This is a genomic window from Streptomyces sp. NPDC002676 (assembly GCF_053592455.1).
In genome coordinates, this window is the sequence record NZ_JBSFVT010000011.1 from 75,281 (window position 1) to 93,152 (window position 17,872).

Genomic DNA, 17,872 nt, shown 5'->3' on the forward strand with positions numbered 1-17,872 from the left:
GTTCTGATCATTTGCTCGAATCTTCTTGACGAATGATCTGCCGATTTCTAGATTCGATCAGCCCGCCTTGAGCAAGGAGCTCAGCCATGTCCTCGATCGCGCTGCCCCCCGAAGACCGGACCCTCAGTCCGTACACCGGATGGACCAGGGCCCACTGGGAAGCCGTCGCGGACGGCCTGCTGGAGTCCGTGGCGCGCTACGCCGGCCCCGAGCACGCTCTGATCATGCTCCCCGGCGAGCGGCCGAGCATCTCGGGACGGCGTTCGGACGCTCTGGAGGGCTACGCGAGGACCTTCCTGCTCGCGGCCTTCCGGGCCGCCGGGGCCGGTGGCGCGGACACGAACGGCGTCCTGCGCAGGTACGCCGAAGGGCTGGCGGCCGGAACCCGGAACCCGACCGTGGAGGGCGACCTCGCCGACGGGGACCTGGTCTCCTGGCCGAGGATCGCCGACCGGCGCCAGGCCCTCGTGGAGGCCGCGTCGATCGCCCTGGGTCTGCGCCTCACCCGCCCGTGGCTCTGGGACGGGCTCGACGAGCAGACCCGCGAGCAGGTCCGCGTCTGGCTCGCGCCAGGCCTGGAACACTCCCCGGTCGACAACAACTGGTGGCTCTTCCCAGCCATGATCGGCGGCTTCCTCGTCGAGGCCGGGCTCGATCACGACGGCGCGGGGCAGCGCGCCGTCGACCGCGGGCTGGCGCGGATCGAGCAGTGGTACCTCGGCGGTGGCTGGTACACCGACGGCCGCCCGCGCGCCTTCGACCACTACAACGGCTGGGCCTTCCACCTCTACCCACTCCTGCACGCCCACCTCAGCGGCGACGAGGTCTTGCTCGGCACCTACGGCCCCCGGCTAGCCGCCCACCTGGAGGGCCACGCCCGTACCTTCGGCGCCGACGGCGCGCCGATGCACCAGGGCCGCTCGCTCACCTACCGCTTCGCCTCCGCAGCGCCGCTGTGGGCGGGCGCCCTCACCGGGCACACCCCGCTCTCGCCCGGCACCACCCGCCGCCTGGCCTCCGGCGCGCTGCGCTACTTCATCGACGGCGGAGCACTCGACGCCGACGGCCTGCTCTCCCTCGGCTGGTTCGGCCGGTACCCGTCCATGATCCAGAGCTACTCCGGCCCGGCCTCGCCGTACTGGGCGAGCAAGGGCTTCCTGGGCCTGCTGCTGCCCGCCGACCACCCGGCGTGGACGGCGGCCGAGGAGCAGGGCCCGGCCGAGACGGCGGACGCGGTCGTCGCACTGCCACAACCGGGCTGGCTGATCCAGTCCACCGTGGCGGACGGCCTGGTCCGCCTGCACAACCACGGCAGCGACGACCAGCCGGCCGACCAGGTGCTCCCCGACAACCCGCTCTACGCCCGCCTCGCACACTCCACCGCGACCGGGCCGGTCTTCGACGGCGTCCCGGACAACCATCTCGGCCTGGTCGTGGACGGCGAGGTCAGCGAGCGCGGCCGGATCCGGCCGCTCGGCGCCGGGGACGGCTGGGCCGCCTCCGCGCACCGCCCGCGCGTGGGCGGCCGAGAGCTGCCCGGCGTCACCGTCACCTCGCTGGTCCTCGCCTCCGGCCCCGACGAGATCCACGCCCACCTGGTCAGCGGCGCCGAGCCCGGTACCGAGGTCCGGCACAGCGGCTGGGCGGCGGCCGGCGCCACGGCGGAGCAGCAGGCGGACGGCCTGCGCGCCTGGGGGAGCGCCACCGGCCCGCGGGGCATGCGGCTGACCTCCGTCCTGGAGGGCGTCGAGGGCTTCGCCTCCGCGGACTGCTCCGGGCTGCCCGGCGGGACCGCCTTCGGCGCGGCGGGCGCGGTACCGGTGCTCACCGGCCGCACCCGCGCGGAGATCGCGCTGTTCGTCAGCGCGGCCAGGCTGGACCGGTCCGCGCCCGGGTCCTTTCAGAGGCTCCGCGTACGTGCCGAGGGCAACCGCGTCCAGGTGTGCTGGCCGAACGGCGTCGAGCACGAGGCCGTCCTCGCGCCCGGCGAGGTCACCGTCACCACCGTCCACTCAGAGGTCTGAACGCCATGCGCCGCGCCTTCTCCACCCTCGGCCTCCCGGGCCGCCCGCTCACCGACGCCCTCCGGCTGGCCACCACGCACGGCTGGACCGGCCTGGAGCTGCGCTGCGCGCCCGGCGAGGCGGTGCACCCGGGGATGACCGCCGCCGAACGGTCGGCGGCAGCCAGGGCGTTCGCCCTCACCGGGACCACTGCGCTGACCCTCGCGGGCTACACCGGCGTCGCGGCGCCCGGCGACGACGCCGAGCCGATCGCCGAACTGCGCGACCAGTTGCACCTGGCCGCCGACATCGGAGCCCGGTACGTGCGGGTCTTTCCGCGCGGCGGCGACGGGCCGGCGGCCGAGGCCGACGACCGCGCGGCGACCCGGCTGTCGGCCGTGGCCGACACAGCACACTCCCTGGGCGTGCGGGTCCTGCTGGAGACCCACGACTCGCACCGCGGCGGGCAGGACGTGGCCCGGGTGCTGGAGCTGGTGGCCCACCCGTCGGTCGGCGCGCTGTGGGACGTGATGCACACCTGCCTCGCGGGCGAGTCGCCCGAGGAGTCCTACGCCGCCCTCGCCCCGCACCTCGGCTACGTCCAGGTCAAGGACATCGCCGGCCCGGACGACCTCGCCCCGCTGCCGCTGGGCGCAGGCGTGATGCCGCTCGCCGCATGCGTGCGGCTGCTGCCCTCCGACTGCTGGGTGTCCTGGGAGTACGAGGCTCCGTGGTTCCCACAGGCCGCACCGCTCGACGATCTGCTCGGGCCCGGGGCGGCCCTCCTCGCCCGGATGTCCAGCTGAGGGACAGGCGGGACGGCGACCGGCCCGGCAGACCGCTGGGCCGGTCGGGCGCCGTCACACGGCCCGGCCGTCGGCGCCGCCGCAGGAACTCCTGACCTTCAGCTCCGGCAGCAACTGGACGTGGTGAACCGGCAGTTCCGGTCCGTTGTCGATGCGGCGCAGCATCAGCTCCACCGCCCCGGCTCCCACCGCGTGCTTGGGCGGGGAGACAGCGGTCAGCGGAGGCGAGGCCAGCGCCGCGAACACATCGTCGTAGGAGATCAGTGCCAGATCGTCCGGTGCGCGCAGCCCCCGGGCGCGCAGCCGCGGCGTCAGCTGGATCGCCTCCTGGTCGTTGTGGATCAGGAAGGCCCGCACGCCCTCGGCGACGGCCTCGGCGATCTGCGCGGCGAGGCCGTCCGCGTCGATCCCGGGGCGGTTGATGTCGATCACCGGCTGCGGCTCCAGCCCGAGCAGCCGCACACCCTCCTCGTAGCCAACCCGTACCTGGCCCGCCGTCCAGGAGTCGAGGCGGGCGGCGAGCGCCACGGACTCGTGCCCGAGCGTGTGCAGGTGCCGGAGGGCCAGCAGGACGCCGTGCCGGTGATCCGAGGCGATCGAATCCAGTTCGGCGGCGGCACTGTCCGCGGGCGCGCGGCGCTCGACCAGGACGGTCGGCACCGGCAGGGCGCCGATCCACGCCGAGTCCACGGCGACGGTCCCCGGCGGCCAGTTGGGGGTCATCAGCAGACCGTCGAGTCCGGCATCGAGCAGTTGGTCCACCTGGGCGCGGTCGTCCGCCGACTCGTAGGTGGAGATGCCGAGCACCAGCCTGGCCCCGACCGCGGTGGCCGCGGCGCGGGCTCCGTCGATGATCTCGTCGAAGTACGGGCCGACGGTGGGCACCAGCATGCCGATGACCCGGTCGCGGCTTTCCCGCTCCGGCGAGGAAGCGTCTTGTGGGAGGGAGACGGCGCCGTGCGACCGGCGCAGCAGCCCGGCGTCGGCAAGGGCCGCGACGTCCCGCCGCACGGTGACCGCAGCGGTGCCGATCCGGGCGGCCAGATCCGTGACCCGGACCGTGCCCAGTTCGCGGACGACCTCGAGAATCCGGGCTCGCCGCTCCTCCGCAGTGATCGTCATGTCCCTCTTCTCCCTGCCTGGCACGCCGAAGAAGATGGCCGCTGTCCAGACCGCCCGGATATCACTTGCTCATGTTCTGATCGAGTACACAGTAGGCGACTGACCCTGGTCACGGAAAGGCGGGCAAGGGAGGGTCAGGTGGTGATGATCTCCAGCTGCGGCGGGTTGATGGGGTTCAGCCGGGTGTGGAGGACAGCAGCGAGTCCGGCGGCGCCGAGCGGTTCGAAGACGGCGAGGGATGTGGTGCCGTCACCGCCGGCCGAGGTCTGGGCGGCGGTGACAGCGCCGGTGACGTCGAGGGCGATCCAGTCGTTGCCGGTCGAGATCGCGCCGGTGCCGAGTGCGGTGGTGCGGCTCGGGGCGGTGTTCCAGGTGACACCGGTCTCGGCCCAGCCGTCCGAGGAGAGCCCGAACGCCTGGAGCGTGGTCTGGGCGCCGGCGGAGTCCTGGACGTTGCCGTAGACCCACAGCACTGCCCGGGAGACCTTGCCGGACAGCCCGGAGACGTCGAACTTCAGCAGCGACTGGCGGTTGTAGCCGTTGGCGGCGGCGTTGGTGTTCTTCACCACCATGGTCGTCGCGTTGCCGTAGTTGGTGTCGGCGTAGGAGCCGTCGCGGACGTAGGCGGAGGCGGTGGCCGCGAGCCGCGAAGCGGTGGCCGTCGCGGGCGCGGTGCCGGAGGTGCTGATCGTGGCGGTCTGGCTCGCGCCGTGCTTGCCGCCGGTCTCCGCCACCAGGCTGACCTGTCCGGACGTGGACAGCATGGTGATGCCGGAGCCGGACGTGACGGAGGCGTAGCCGGTGCGGGCGATGGTGACCTGGACGGTGGTGGCGGCCCGGGTGGGGTCGCTGACGGCGACGGTCATGCTGCCATCCTGCTCCCGCACCAGCACCGAGCAGGGGCCGTCGACGGTGATCGGCCCGGCGCTGCCGGCCGCGAAGAAGTTGGCCATGGTGAGACCGAGTGAGGGGCAGCTGATCGCCTGCACGGTGTCGGTGTTGGCGAGGACCATGACGTTCGGGCTCGTGGCGCGCGCGGCGGCCTGCGACGCGGTCGCGCCCGGCATCAGCTGGTAGCTGTAGCCCGCGTTGCTCGGGTCGGTGCCGTGGTCGAACCAGATCGAGAGGTAGTTGCGGGTGATCGGGGCGGTCGAGGAGGTGCTGTTGATGTCCGACCACGCGCCGGTGCGGGCCGCGCGCTTGACGTTGACGGTCGCGCCGCCGGGGAAGACCCAGGCACCCATGCCGCCGATGGCCATGTACCGGCTGTCGGTGAAGGTCTCGCTCCAGCCGAGGGTGGCCGGCCGGACGGTGCCGTCGACGGTGAGGACGTGGCCGTTGCCGGCGCCGAGGTTGCGGTTGTCGATGGTGCTGCGGACGCCCACGCCGTCGGTGCAGGTGATGCCGGCGCCCAGGCAGAAGACCGAGTCGTCCAGGAGGAACCAGGACTTCTTGCCGACCAATGTGGACCGCAGGCCCCGGACGTCCTGGCCGACCGCCGAGTAGGTGCCGTCCGTCGCGCCGCCGGCCCACGCGGTGTCGGGGTGGGAAGCGCCCCAGGCGCCGCCTGCAGCGTCGGCCAGGGCAAGCGTGGACACGGTGGTGCCGGGCAGCATGTACGGGTCGACGGTCGGCCAGAAGGCGTCCGAGTACTGGCCGTCGCCGTAGGTGTCGCCGTACCAGTAGAGCATCCCGCTGTTCTGGTGCCAGCCCCGCAGGTTCTCGCCGTTGCCGGTCTCGTAGAAGGCAGTGCGCGACGAGCAGATGCTGAGCTGCGCCGCCCAGGTGGCGCGGCGGTGGACCGCCCGGTCCATGCCGAACACCACGCTGTTGACCGGCTCCGCCGTGGCGGCGACCGTGGCGTCACTCAGGAGGGCCTGCGCGCGGGCGAGTTCGGGGACGTCCATGCCAGGGTCGTTCATCAGCGACTCGTAGTAGTCGCGCTGCAGCCAGCCCTTGACCATCGACATCCAGCTCTCCGACTGGGCGGCCGAGGCGGCGCCGGAGGTCGCCAGGCGCAGGATGTCTGAGACGACCCCGTGCCCGCGGGTGTGGTCGTCCTGCTGGATCGCCAGCGGGTCGCTGAGCAGCACGCCGCGGCTGACGGCCCGGCCGCAGACGCCGTCCATGACCAGGCCGTTGTAGACGAACGGCGCGAAGGAACCGGTCACGGCGGAGTAGATGTTCCGCACGTTCGGATCGGTGATGGCCCAGGTGGTGCCGGCGAACAGGGTGAGCAGCTTGCCGATGCCGTTGAGCAGTACGTCGCCGTAGGTGCCGGTGTAGGGGATGTAGGTGTGCTGGACGAAGCTGCCGTCCGCGTAGAGGCCGTCGCCGCTCAGCGCGTACGGGAAGACCGGAGACAATGCCTGCTGGGCGGTGGTGATCACGGATGTGTTCTTTCCGACCACCCCCCGCAGCGCGAGGACCCGGCAGAGGTCGACGCGGTTGGCGCCGGTGCTGGTGCCCGCGTAGGTCGCGACGGCGGACGTCGGGACGAAGTGGTCGATCGCCGCGCAGTAGTCGGCTGTCTGTGTCGAGGTCAGCCGGCCGTACATCAGCGCGCAGACGTCCAGCAGCCGCTGCGGTGCGCCGATCTGCCAGTCCCACCAGTTGTTGTACGTGGTCGTGGTGGGCGTGTACGCGTTGGCGTGCATCCAGTCGAGACCGGTGGAGATGGCAGACGCCAGCGAGGCACTGCCGGTGAGCCCGGTGTTCGGCTGCACGTACGCCAGCGCCATGGTCCGTAGCCGCAGGTAGCTGCTGGTGATGTTGGCGGAGACGGTGCCGATCGGCAGGTCCGGCCAGAGCGAACCGCTGCTGGGGGCCATCGAGTTCTGGAACGAGCCCGCGTTGGTGCCGAGGGTGGACAGTGCGGTGGAGAACGGTGCGGCCTTCGGGTCGAAGCCGCTGCCGGTGAGCAGCTGCACCCAGGTGCCGCGCATGGAGTCGTAGGTGTCCGCCCAGGCCGCGGTCGGGCGGAGCAGCTGTCCGGCACCGGCCAGCGCGGCGGCGGCCCCGGTGAGCCGGAGCAGTCGCCGACGGCTCATGGAAGCGGTGTAGCGGCTGGTGGATTGAGCTGCGGCCATTGGGCGTCCTCCTCGACGAACCCGCCCCGATGTGAGTGGTCTGGACCGTAAAGGCGGCGGCTTTTGAGGGTCAACGCGTCCTGGGCATATGACTGGCCACATGTTTTACCGGATCCTGCGAGGACGTGTCACGGAACGTAGGTCCGTGGTTGCCCTGGTGGAACGCCGTCGGCCGGGGCTCTGAACAGCGGGCCGATTCATGGGGAAGTCATGTGCTCGAATGGGTGTTGACCGGACACCGATCCTGGAAAATCCTGGCGGGATCGGTGCCCACGGTCGCGCAGGCTCCGACAAGGGATGGATCAGGGAGTAGGCATGACGGGCTCGGCCCACCGACCGGCGGAGGTCGCCGTTCCGGAGATCAGAGGGCTGAAGTTCCGCATGCTTGCGGACCGTCTGCGCCGGGAGATCGGCGAGGGGGTCTGGCCGCCGGGCAGTCGGCTGCCGACCGAGCAGGAGCTCGCCAGGGCACACGGGGCCTCGGTGAGCACCGTCCGCCGCGCCGTCGCCGATCTGGTGGCCGAGGAACTTGTGGTGCGCCGCCAGGGTTCGGGCACCTACGTGCTCGCTCCGAAGGCGGCCACCAGCCACTCCGCGCTGATCGGCGTCATCGTTCCCGACACCGCCTTCTACTACCCCCGGGTCCTGAAGGGCATCGAGGAGGAGCTCACGGCGACGGGTGCGCGGTCCGTCATCGCCTGCTCCGGCTACGACCAGGCCCGGGAGATCAGAGCCCTTGCCGACATGCTCGACGCGGGCGCCGACGGTCTGCTCCTCGTGCCCACCCTGGCCGGCCCGGAGACGCCCGAGGAGTGCCTGACCCGGCTGGCCGGACTGCCGGTGCCGGCCGTCCTGGTGGAGCGGCGGGGGACGAGCCTGGGCGACACCACCGAGAGCGTCTGCACCCACCACGAGGCCGGGGGCTACGACGCCGTGCGCCACCTGGCCGGGCTCGGCCACCGGGCCATCGGCCTGGTGCTGCGGCTGCACAGTCCCACCACCGAACCGGTCGGCCGGGGCTTCCATCAGGCCGTCCGCGAACTCGGCCTCTCCAGCACCGAGTTCAGGGCCGCGCTGGAGGAATGGAGCCCGGCTGCGGCCGACCGCTGCCTGGCCGGGCTGCGTCACGCCGGCGCGACCGCCGCCGTCTGCTTCGGCGACCGGCAGGCGGCCCTCCTACAGGCCGCCGCCCGGCGCTGCGGGCTGCGCGTCCCCGACGACCTGGCGTTGATCGCCTACGACGACGAGATCGCCGACATCGCCGAGGTCCCGCTGACCGCCGTGGCACCGCCCAAGCACCTCCTGGGCCGTACGGCTGCCGCGCTGCTGCTGAACCGGCTGGAGCACCCGGAGGACTCCCGCCGACAGGTGCTGCTGCGGCCCGCGATCACCGTCCGGGAGTCCTGCGGAGCCGCCAGGCCCCGCCTCGCCTCGCTCGCGGACTGACCCGCGTCCCGCTCGGCGGGTCGCGCGGAGAACGCCGCACCGGTGACGCGTTGTCAACGAGATCATGTCGCGCGAATGAAACATCGCGCTTGTGTCTGATCGAGTGCTCAATTTTCGACCGAAGCTGAGCAAGTATGCATTACATTCCCCGAGGCGAGCGCAGCCCGGCCATCGATGCCGGTCGCGGCTGATCGGGCCCGGGACGGCAGTGCGGCTCACGTTCCGGTCAGGGCGGTACCCCAGACCGCTCCCGTGCGCCCACGGCCGATCCAGCCCGAGCAGTTCGACCTATCGACCTGATCTCTTGAGAAGGGAACCCCATTGGCGACCATCCCGGGCAGTACACGACCACGGGTCCACCGAGCAGTTCGCGCCCTCCTCGCCACCGCGCTGGCCGCGGCCGGTGCGGCGATCGGTGCGGCAGCGCCCGCTTCCGCCTCCTCCGCACTCCCCAAGCCGGACCATGTGGTCGTCGTCATGATGGAGAACGAGGACTACAGCACCATCATCGGCAACACCGCCCAGGCTCCCTACATCAACTCACTTGCCCGGCAGGGGGCTTCGTTCAGCGACTCGCACGGCGTGTGGCACCCGAGCCTGCCGAACTACTACGCGCTGCTGTCCGGCTCGACCCAGGGCCTGACCAACAGCACCCCGCCGCCGGTGGGTTCGGTCAACGCCGACAACCTGCCCAACGAGCTGATCCAGCACGGCCTGGGCTTCGCGGACTACTCCGACGAGGCCACCCCGGCCGCCTGGCTGCGCTTCGCCGACCTGCCCGGCACCGCGACCGCCCCGAACCCGGTCGACAAGTGGCTGCACTGCCCGTCCCCGACCCCCGGCCAGGCCTGCGGCTTTCCGACCGACGCCACCGGCTACGCCGCCCTGCCCGCCGTCACCTTCGTGCACGGAAACCAGTACGAGTCGATGCACGACGGGAACATCCTCGGAGGCGACACCTGGGTCAAGAACACCCTGGGCGGTTACGCGACCTGGGCGAAGACCCACAACAGCCTGCTGATCGTCACCTGGGACGAGGACGACTTCACCCCCGCCAACCACATCCCCACCGTCTTCTACGGCGCCGGCGTCAAGCCCGGCAGCTACAGCGAGACGATAGACCACTACAACGTCCTGCGTACCATCGAGGACATGTACGGGCTGCCGCAGCTGGCCAACTCCGCGACCGCCGCACCGATCACCGACGTGTGGGGTTCGACCACCTTCGGCACCGGCAGCGGCCCCGGTCCGGTCACCGGCTACAACAACTGGTGTCTGGACGACAAGGGAAGCTCCACCGCCGACTTCAACCCCGTCGAACTCTATCCGTGCACCGGCGGCGCCAACCAGTCCTGGACCCTGCCCGGCGACGGCACCGTCCAGGTGTTCGGCAAGTGCCTCGATGTCCTGCACAGCGGCACCAGCAACGGAACCCTCGTCCAGCTCTACCACTGCAACGGCAGCGGCGCCCAGCAGTGGGCCGCCCAGGCCGACGGCACCCTGATGAACCCCCAGTCCGGCAAGTGCCTCGACGACCCGGGCTCCAGCCTCATCAGCCCCCAGCTGATCATCTGGGACTGCAGGGCGGTGGCCAACCAGATCTGGCATCTCCCCGCCTGACCGGCCGTCCACGGAACCGATGCCGATGACCACCACCCCCGGCGTGGCACCGGCACCGGCGGAGCCGTCACCCTTCTCCTGCCGGTGACGGCTCCGCAGCTTGCGCGGCGCTGCCGCCTCCCGCCGCGTCCACGCACCTCGGCGTGGGCATGTACACACCAGCTAACTCGTCCAACTCCCTTACCCGCTATCACCTTCGGAGCCACCATGCGACCACGCAGGTCAACCCTGACGCTCGTCAGCGGACGTCTCGGCCGAACGGCTCTCGCAGCCACGGCCACCCTCGCTCTGCTCGCTGCCGCGGCCGGTGTCGGCGCCCCCGCCGCGATGGCGGCCACCGCCACTGCCACCGTCACGCCGATGACCGGTGCGCAGCTCTCCGCCTCGTGGACCGGTCCGCTCAGCACCCGTGGGCGGTACGTCGTCGACGCCGACGGCAACCGCTTCAAGCTGAAGGCGGGCAACTGGGAGGGGGCGCAGGGCACCTGGACGGGGAGCGGGGACTTCAACGCCCCGGCCAGCAACCAGGCGGGCGAGCCCTCGTACAAGATGCCGCTCGGCCTGGACCGGGTGCCGATGGCGCGGATCATGGCCGACTTCCACAGCCTGGGCCTGAACGCGATCCGGCTGCCTTACGCGGACGCGATGATCTCCGACACCAGCAGGGTGCCGGCCTCGGCGGTCGCGGCCAACCCGCAGCTGGCCGGGCTGACCCCGCTGCAGGTGTACGACGCCGTGGTCGCCGCGCTCACTTCGGACGGGTTCGCGGTGATCCTCAACAACCACACCACGTCCTACCGTTGGTGCTGCGGCCTGGACGGCAATGAGCGCTGGAACAGCGGCCAGAGCACCGACCAGTGGGAGTCCGACTGGCTGTTCATGGTGAACCGTTACAAGTCGAACAAGCGGGTGGTCGGCGCCGACCTGCGCAACGAGGTCCGACGCGACACCTGGGACGACCCCAACTGGGGCTTGGGTGACGCCCACGACGAGAACGCCGCCTTCGAGGACGTCGCCAACAAGATCCTCCAGGCCGACCCCGACATGCTGATCGTCATGGAGGGCATCAACTGGTACGGCATCCCCAGCTCGCTGTTCTCGCACGGGCGGCCGATGCTCACCCCGGTTGCCACGCTGTCGAACACCCTGATCAACTCCGGCAAGCTGGTGTACGCCGCCCACTTCTACGCCTATACCGGCCCGGCCAACACCGGTGCCTGGAGCGGCCCGGGGTCGACGAGCGACCCGCGGTACGAGGACTTCACCCCTGACCAGCTCGCCCAGGTGGTCGACCAGGAGGCCCTGTTCGTCACCCGGTCCGGCCAGCACTTCACGGCACCGGTGTGGATAAGCGAGTTCGGCGCCGCCGGGCGCGGCTCCAGCGACGCCAAGGAACAGACCTGGTTCCGCAACTTCACCGACATCCTGGCCGCCAGCGACACCGACTTCGCGATCTGGCCGCTGATCGGCTGGACCGACGCCGACGGCAAGCCGATGGACAACTGGTCGCTGCTCTCCTACCGGAGCGACGGTACCCGGCTGAGTGTCAACGACCCCGGGGACTGGCGTGCCACCGACTGGAACAAGCTATTCACCGCGCCGAGCCTGACCGGCCCGGTCCCCCAGGTGAACCACTGGAACATGCTCGACCTGGACCACACCGACTACGACGTCTCCGCGAAGATGCTCGCGCAGATGCAGGCGGGGTCCGACTGGTCCCCCTACAACCGCAAGGGCAACTGCCCCGACACCGAGCGCCTGGTGGGCCTCGGGAGGAGCGACGCCCGCGGTCTGTGCACCGACGCCGGTCAGCCGGCCAAGGGCAGCGGCGCGTGGGTGACGGTCACCGACGAGCGGTACGTCACCGAGGGCGACTGGGCCTCCGGCTACAGCAAGCTGCAGTGCCCCGACAACACCTTCGCCGTCGGCTACAGCATCCACCAGGGGGCCATGGCCGCGCTGCTGTGCGCGCCGTCCGCAACCGCGGTGCCCACGACCGGACGCGACGTCTGGTTCGACCGCGGCGACAACCGTCCGGCGAGCGGCGGCTCCAACGCCAGCGACTGGGCACCGGGTTACTACAAGGGTCAGTGCGCCGACAACGAGTACGTCGCCGGAGTCGGCTACACCTGGAATTGGAGCCAGGGCGGTGTCCCCGACGTCCTGCTCTGCCGTCCCCTGCACTGACGGACCGGGCGGTCGGGGACAGACCGGCCCCGACCGCGACTGGCGCGCCGACGCTGCCTGGGCTGCGCACAACGCGTTCGCCGCCACCGCCGGCCCGCTCGTACGGGCCTGACGGCTCGGTGCGGGCCGCGTTCTGGTCGTATCCGGTGAGGAACGCGGTCAGCGCGTCTTGCGGGCCTGTGGGGGCGGCGCCGGGGTCAGGGACAGATCCAGCAGTCAGCGCGCGTCCGGCGTCGGTTTTCTGCTGCTCGTTGACCATGCGGCGGCTGAACGTTCCTAGGTCGTCTGCTCCCTGGTAGGTGCTGGCGTCGCAGGACTTACGACCTGGGGAGCGATTGCCGGTGACGGCTGGTTGGTCAGCGCCGTGAGATGTTGAGCGGCAGCGACCAACTGCCGGGATGGATCGAAGCGGCCACCGCCACCGAGCTGCCCAGCCTCCCGCGGTTCGCCCAGCACCTCGAATGCGACCTCGACGCCGTCATCGCCGGCCGGTCACAGCCTTGGAACTCCGACGTCGTGGAAGGCCATGTCAACCGGATCAGTATGCTCAAACGCCAAGTGACGCCAATCCGCCCGCCCGTGTCGGCCGTCTCGCCTGACGGGCACCGGACTCCCAAGTTGAACGCGTTCAAAAAGAAGGGCTACGCTGATGTCGAGCGAAGCCGAGGGGGTTCGATGAAGGTAGTGCTGCCCGGGGGAACCGGACAGGTGGGCACGATTCTCGACCGTGCGCTGACGGCAGCCGGCCACGAGGTCACGGTATTGACCCGGCGTCCCGCGCGGGCGCACGACATCGGATGGGACGGGGCCACGCTCGGCCGCTGGGCCTCGGCGATCGACGGCTGCGATGTCGTGATCAACCTGGCCGGGCGCAGCGTCTCCTGCCGTTACACCGCCGCGAACCTGCAAGCCATGATGGACTCCCGGGTGGATTCGGCGCGGGTGGTCGGCGAGGCGATCGCCGCCGCCGCGCGGCCACCGCGCGTCTGGCTGCAGATGAGTACGGCGACGGTCTACGCCCACCGCTTCGACGCGGCACACGACGAGGCGACCGGGGTGATCGGAGGCTCGGAGGCCGGGGTGCCGGACTACTGGGCGTATAGCGTCGAGATCGCGGAGAACTGGGAGCGTGCGCAGGCCGAGGCGCCGACTCCCGTAACCCGCAAGGTGGCGCTGCGATCGGCGATGGTCATGAGCCCGGATCGGGGCGGTGTGTTCGACGTACTGTCGCGGCTGGCGCGACTCGGGCTGGGCGGTCCGGTGGCCGGCGGCGCGCAGTACATCTCCTGGATCCATGACGAGGACTTCGTGCGAGCGGTGGAGTTCCTGATCGCCCGGGACGACCTGGAGGGGCCGGTGAACCTCGCCTCGCCCGGCCCCCTTCCGCACCGCGAGTTCATGCGGGCGCTGCGCAGGGCCTGGGGCGTCCCGGTGGGGCTGCCGGCGGCGCGCTGGATGGCCGAGTTGGGGGCGTTCGCGCTGCGCTCGGACACGGAGCTGCTGCTCAAGAGCCGTCGGGTGGTGCCGGGTCGGCTGCGCGCAGCCGGGTTCGCTTTCGCGTATCCCGAGTGGGAGAGGGCTGCTCCGTCCCTCGTACAGCGGGCCAAGCTGGTTCGTGCGGCATCGAGGGTATGACAGCAGTTGTTCGCCGGTTTGGGAGGCGCCCCGGGCGGCTGTGTTCGATGTTCACGAGACACGACAGCACAGCACAGGTATGACGAGGGTTGGCCCGTTGCCAGCATCAGAGCGGATGGCATGTTTCTGCTGGTCAGCTGGTCAGCTGGCCACGCCGCCTCTGCATCGGGTCGCAGCCTCCGCCGGGCGGTTCGGCCAGGGCCGGGCCGACTTCGCTGACGGCATCACAGCCTGAACAGCCTTGCCGCGTTGTCGTGGCACACGGCCCGCAGCCACTCCTGTCCGAGGTCCAGCCGCTCCAGGGCGTGGAGCTGGTGCACGTAGGGGTAGGGGATGTTGGGGAAGTCGGAGCCGAGCAGGATGCGGTCGCCGAGGCCGGCGAGCCGGGGCAGGGCCTGGCTGGGGAAGGGCATGAGTGCCTCGGTGAAGTCGGTGAACGCCATCGTGGTGTCCAGCCGCACTTGCTCGTACTGCTCGGCGAGGGAGAGGAAGTCCTCGTACTCGGGCATCCCCATGTGCGCGAAGATCAGCCGCAGTCTTGGGTGCCGTGCCAGCACCTGAGCGATCGGTTCGGGGCCGGTGTGTTTGCCGGGCGCGGGCCCGGAGCCGCAGTGGATCACCACGGGGACCTGGGCCTCGGCCAGAACGCCCCATGCCTGCTGGAGGAGTTCGTCGGCCGGGTCGTATGCCCCTACCTGGACGTGTGCCTTGAATACACGTGCGCCCGCTTCGACGGCCTCGCGGACGTAGGTCTCGACGCCCGGCTCGGGGTAGAGGGTGGCGGTGTGCAGGCACTCGGGGGTGCGGCTGGCGAAGTCGGCCGCCCATCCGTTCAGCCACCGGGCCATGCCGGGCTTGTGAGGGTAGAGCATCGCGGTAAAGGCCCGGACGCCGAACTGCCGCAGCACATCGGCTCGTTCCGCCTCCTGCTGCCGGTAGGTGATCGGCCACTCCAGCCCGCCGGTCAGCGGCCCCTGCGCGTCGAAGTAGTCCCAGACCTTGTGCAGGACGCGCTCGGGCATGAAGTGCGTGTGGACGTCGACCAGTCCTGGAAGGCCGAGCCAGTCCCAGAAATGGCGGACCTCACGAGCCTCCTCGGAGGCCGGGGGCTGATCGTTCATGCGGCCCACGATCGATCCTGGTGAGGGGGCGGGTCCACCCCTTTCGCCCTGAGCTGGGTGAGGGATTCGTCACCCGGGCCGTGGCGGCGGAGTGCCGTGCGTGGCCTCCACCTCTGCGGCGGGGGTGATGAGGAGCGGTCGAGCAGCCCGGCGGCGGCCGGCAGGTGCCCGCCCACGCACACCGACACGACCCGCCGGTGTGACGTCACCGCACCACGGCACGCCGCGGTGTGACGGCTGTGAAGGTGCGGCGGACGACGGGCGAAGGGGCTGCGGTAACCGCTTCAGGGCAGGGGGACGCCACGTGCGGCGACCCACAACGCGTACCACTCCTCGTGGGTGAGGTCCGGCTCGCGCAGCACCGCGTCCGCGCAGGCGCTGATGCGTCCGGGGTGGGTGGTGCCGACGACGGGGGAGATGCCCGCCGGGTGGCGTTGGAGCCACCACAGGAGGATGGTCTCCGGCGTGGTCTCCTTGCGGCCCGCGAGGTCGGCGACGAGCTGGTTCACCGGCGTGTCCGCGTGGGTGGTGAGGCGGCCCTGGGCGAGCGCGCCCCAGGCCTGGGGTCGGATGCCCTCGGCCGCGCAGAATTCCAGCGTGCCGGTCGCGAAGCCGTTCTGCGTCGCGGCCGGTGTGTTGAAAAGGACGCCCGCCTCCACCCAGTCGCGCCGGGCCAGGCTCATCTCCAGCTGGTCGACGACCAGCGGGACGTCCAGGTGGGACTGGAGGTACGCGATCTGAGGACCGCTCATGTTGGACACGCCGAACTGCCGGACCAGCCCCTGGGAACGCAGCGAAGCCAGCGCCTCGGCGATCTCCTTGGGGTCGGCGAGGGGGTCCGGCCGGTGCAGGAGGAGGACGTCCAGGGCCTCCGTGCGCAACCGGACGAGACTCTCCTCGACCCGTCGCAGGATGCTCGCTCCCCGCAGGTCGTAGTGCCCGGGCCGGTCGCCGTCGGGCAGCCGGATGCCGCACTTGGTCTGCAGGACGATGCGCTCCCGCAGCCCGGGCGTCCGGGCGAGCACCTCGCCGAAGACGGCCTCCGATTTGCCGTACCGGTAGATGTCGGCGTGGTCGAACGCCGTGATACCGGCGGCCAGGGCCGCCTCGATCGTGGTCTCGGCGTGCTGGATGTCCTCGGCCGTGTACGGCCGGCTGTCCCAGCCGCCGCCGAGGCCCATACAGCCGTACACCAGCTTGTGCGTGCGTATGTCGGTCTGTGCCGCCATGGCGGTCTCCGTGGTGAGTGCGGGTGGTGTGGGGGCGGTCAGGTGCGAAGGGTGTCGGCGAGCATCTCGGCGACGGCCAGGACCGGCAGCTGGGTGTTGGCGGCGGGCACGGTCGGCAGGACGGAGGCGTCGGCGATCCGCAGATCCGCCACACCGTGGACCGCGCCCTGCCCGTCGACCACCGCCCGCGGGTCGTCCGCCGGGCCCATGGCGCAGGTCCCCACGGGGTGCCAGTAGGTGCCCACCCGCCGGCGCAGATCGGTGTCGGACAGGGCGTGGGCCGGTGTTCCGTCCGCGGGGCCCGCCAACGGCCTCAGGGCCGCGGCCAGTTCCTCCACCTTCCGGAGCCCCGACCGGACCACCGCCACGTCGCGGCCGTCCGGGTCCGTCAGGAACGCGGGGTCGATCTCCGGGGGTTCGAGGGGATCGGCCGAGCGGAGCCGAACGTGTCCGCGCGAGACCGGCTTCATCAGGAAGGCGGAGATCCCGGCCTCGTACTGCCCCGGCGGAAGCTTGCCGAACAGCGGCGGGCCGGCCGTGGGCAGCAGGTGCAGGTCCCACGCCCCGTCCGGGCAGTACTCGCTGGCGGCCCGGACCAGCATCCGGCTGACGTACAGGTCCCCCTCCGCCTCCTTGGCCGCCAGGGCCGCGTTCAGGTCGTCCGTGGGGGACAGGGGGACGAAGACACCGGGCTGGTCGGACAGGTTGGCGCCGACGCCCGGCAGATCGGCCTCGCACCGGACACCGATCTCCTTCAGGTGCGGGGCGGGTCCGATGCCGCTGCGCAGGAGCACCGCGGGGGAGCCGAAGGTGCCGGACGCCAGTACGTACGTGTCGGCCACCAGCGTCGTCCGCTCGCCGTCCAGGACGACGTGTACGCCGCGCACGTGGCCCTCGCGTACGACCAGCCGGTCCACCAGGGCACCGCCCAGGATCGTCAGGTTGGGCCGTGCCCGGGTCGCCGGGTCCAGGTAGGCGAAGGCGGCGTTGAAGCGCAGGCCGCCCACCGCGTTGAGCAGCGGCCGGCCGTAGCCCGGCCGACCGGGCGTGCCCATGTCCACGTCCCGGTAGCCGAGTTCGCGCGCCGCCACCAGGGAGGCCGAGGCCCAGGTGGACAGTTCGCTGTCCGGGCCGGTGCGCAGGCCCATACGGTCCACGGCCCTGAGCCGGTACGGTTCCAACGCCGCCGCCGACCACCGTTCGCCGCCCGCGCGCGTCCACTCGGCGTGGTCGGTGTGCGAACCCCATGTGTTCCAGGCGCCGTTGATGCACGAGGAGCCGCCGAGGACCCGGCCCCGGATGCGGTAGAACGCGGTGTGCCGCTCCCACACGTCGTCACGCGGCAAGGCACGGGCGTTCAGCAGTTTCTGGGGCCATTCCTGTTGTAGTGGTCCGTAGTCGGGGCCCGCCTCCACGAGGCACACCGACCGGTCGGGGTCCTCGCTGAGGCGGGCCGCCAGTACGCATCCGGCCACTCCGCCGCCGAGGACGACGACGTCATGGCCGGACGGGATGGGTGATCTTGTCATGGTCGCTCCGTTGGGGTGTCGTCGCACGGGGTACGGCGGGAGGGGACCGGCTGAGCCGGTGAAGCCGGAGGGGGGTGCGCCGGAC

At 71.2% G+C, this 17,872-nt stretch carries 11 protein-coding genes; 6 read left to right on the plus strand and 5 right to left on the minus strand.

The features are described from left to right. Positions 1–86: 86 nt before the first annotated feature. Complete coding sequence (locus tag ACWD3E_RS27310; RefSeq protein ID WP_451390210.1) at positions 87–2,024, plus strand: DUF2264 domain-containing protein; 1,938 nt, start codon at positions 87–89, stop codon at positions 2,022–2,024. Between the two features lie 5 nt (positions 2,025–2,029). After that, a complete protein-coding gene (locus ACWD3E_RS27315; RefSeq protein WP_451390211.1) occupies positions 2,030–2,809 on the plus strand; it encodes a sugar phosphate isomerase/epimerase family protein in 780 nt (259 codons plus the stop codon). Between the two features lie 54 nt (positions 2,810–2,863). On the opposite strand, the gene ACWD3E_RS27320 is transcribed toward ACWD3E_RS27315, so the two are convergent. Then, positions 2,864–3,931 (minus strand): substrate-binding domain-containing protein, encoded by a 1,068-nt coding sequence (locus ACWD3E_RS27320; RefSeq protein ID WP_451390212.1) that lies wholly within the window; start codon positions 3,929–3,931, stop codon positions 2,864–2,866. 134 nt (positions 3,932–4,065) lie between these two features. Next, positions 4,066–7,020 (minus strand): polysaccharide lyase family 8 super-sandwich domain-containing protein, encoded by a 2,955-nt coding sequence (locus ACWD3E_RS27325; protein WP_451390213.1) that lies wholly within the window; start codon positions 7,018–7,020, stop codon positions 4,066–4,068. 315 nt (positions 7,021–7,335) lie between these two features. On the opposite strand from ACWD3E_RS27325, the gene ACWD3E_RS27330 reads away from it, so the two are divergent. From ACWD3E_RS27330 to ACWD3E_RS27345, 4 genes are all read left to right on the plus strand, one after another. Continuing rightward, on the plus strand, positions 7,336–8,466 hold the full coding sequence (locus ACWD3E_RS27330) for a LacI family DNA-binding transcriptional regulator (RefSeq protein ID WP_451390214.1): 1,131 nt from the start codon (positions 7,336–7,338) through the stop codon (positions 8,464–8,466). A 321-nt stretch (positions 8,467–8,787) separates the two neighbouring features. After that, complete coding sequence (locus ACWD3E_RS27335; RefSeq protein WP_451390215.1) at positions 8,788–10,086, plus strand: alkaline phosphatase family protein; 1,299 nt, start codon at positions 8,788–8,790, stop codon at positions 10,084–10,086. A gap of 207 nt (positions 10,087–10,293) precedes the next feature. Next, positions 10,294–12,273, plus strand: a complete 1,980-nt coding sequence (locus ACWD3E_RS27340) for a glycoside hydrolase family 5 protein (RefSeq protein WP_451390216.1) — start codon at positions 10,294–10,296, stop codon at positions 12,271–12,273. A 675-nt stretch (positions 12,274–12,948) separates the two neighbouring features. Beyond that, complete coding sequence (locus ACWD3E_RS27345; protein ID WP_451390369.1) at positions 12,949–13,908, plus strand: TIGR01777 family oxidoreductase; 960 nt, start codon at positions 12,949–12,951, stop codon at positions 13,906–13,908. A gap of 224 nt (positions 13,909–14,132) precedes the next feature. Here ACWD3E_RS27345 and ACWD3E_RS27350 read toward each other — a convergent pair whose 3' ends face one another. From ACWD3E_RS27350 to ACWD3E_RS27360, 3 genes are all read right to left on the minus strand, one after another. Beyond that, positions 14,133–15,029 carry an amidohydrolase family protein gene (locus ACWD3E_RS27350; protein WP_451390217.1) on the minus strand — a complete coding sequence of 299 codons (897 nt, stop codon included), beginning with the start codon at positions 15,027–15,029 and terminating at the stop codon, positions 14,133–14,135. 284 nt (positions 15,030–15,313) lie between these two features. After that, the gene (locus ACWD3E_RS27355; RefSeq protein WP_451390218.1) at positions 15,314–16,258 is read right to left on the minus strand and encodes an aldo/keto reductase; all 945 of its coding nucleotides are present in this window, start codon (positions 16,256–16,258) and stop codon (positions 15,314–15,316) included. A gap of 38 nt (positions 16,259–16,296) precedes the next feature. Then, complete coding sequence (locus tag ACWD3E_RS27360; RefSeq protein WP_451390219.1) at positions 16,297–17,787, minus strand: GMC family oxidoreductase; 1,491 nt, start codon at positions 17,785–17,787, stop codon at positions 16,297–16,299. Positions 17,788–17,872 lie beyond the last annotated feature (85 nt).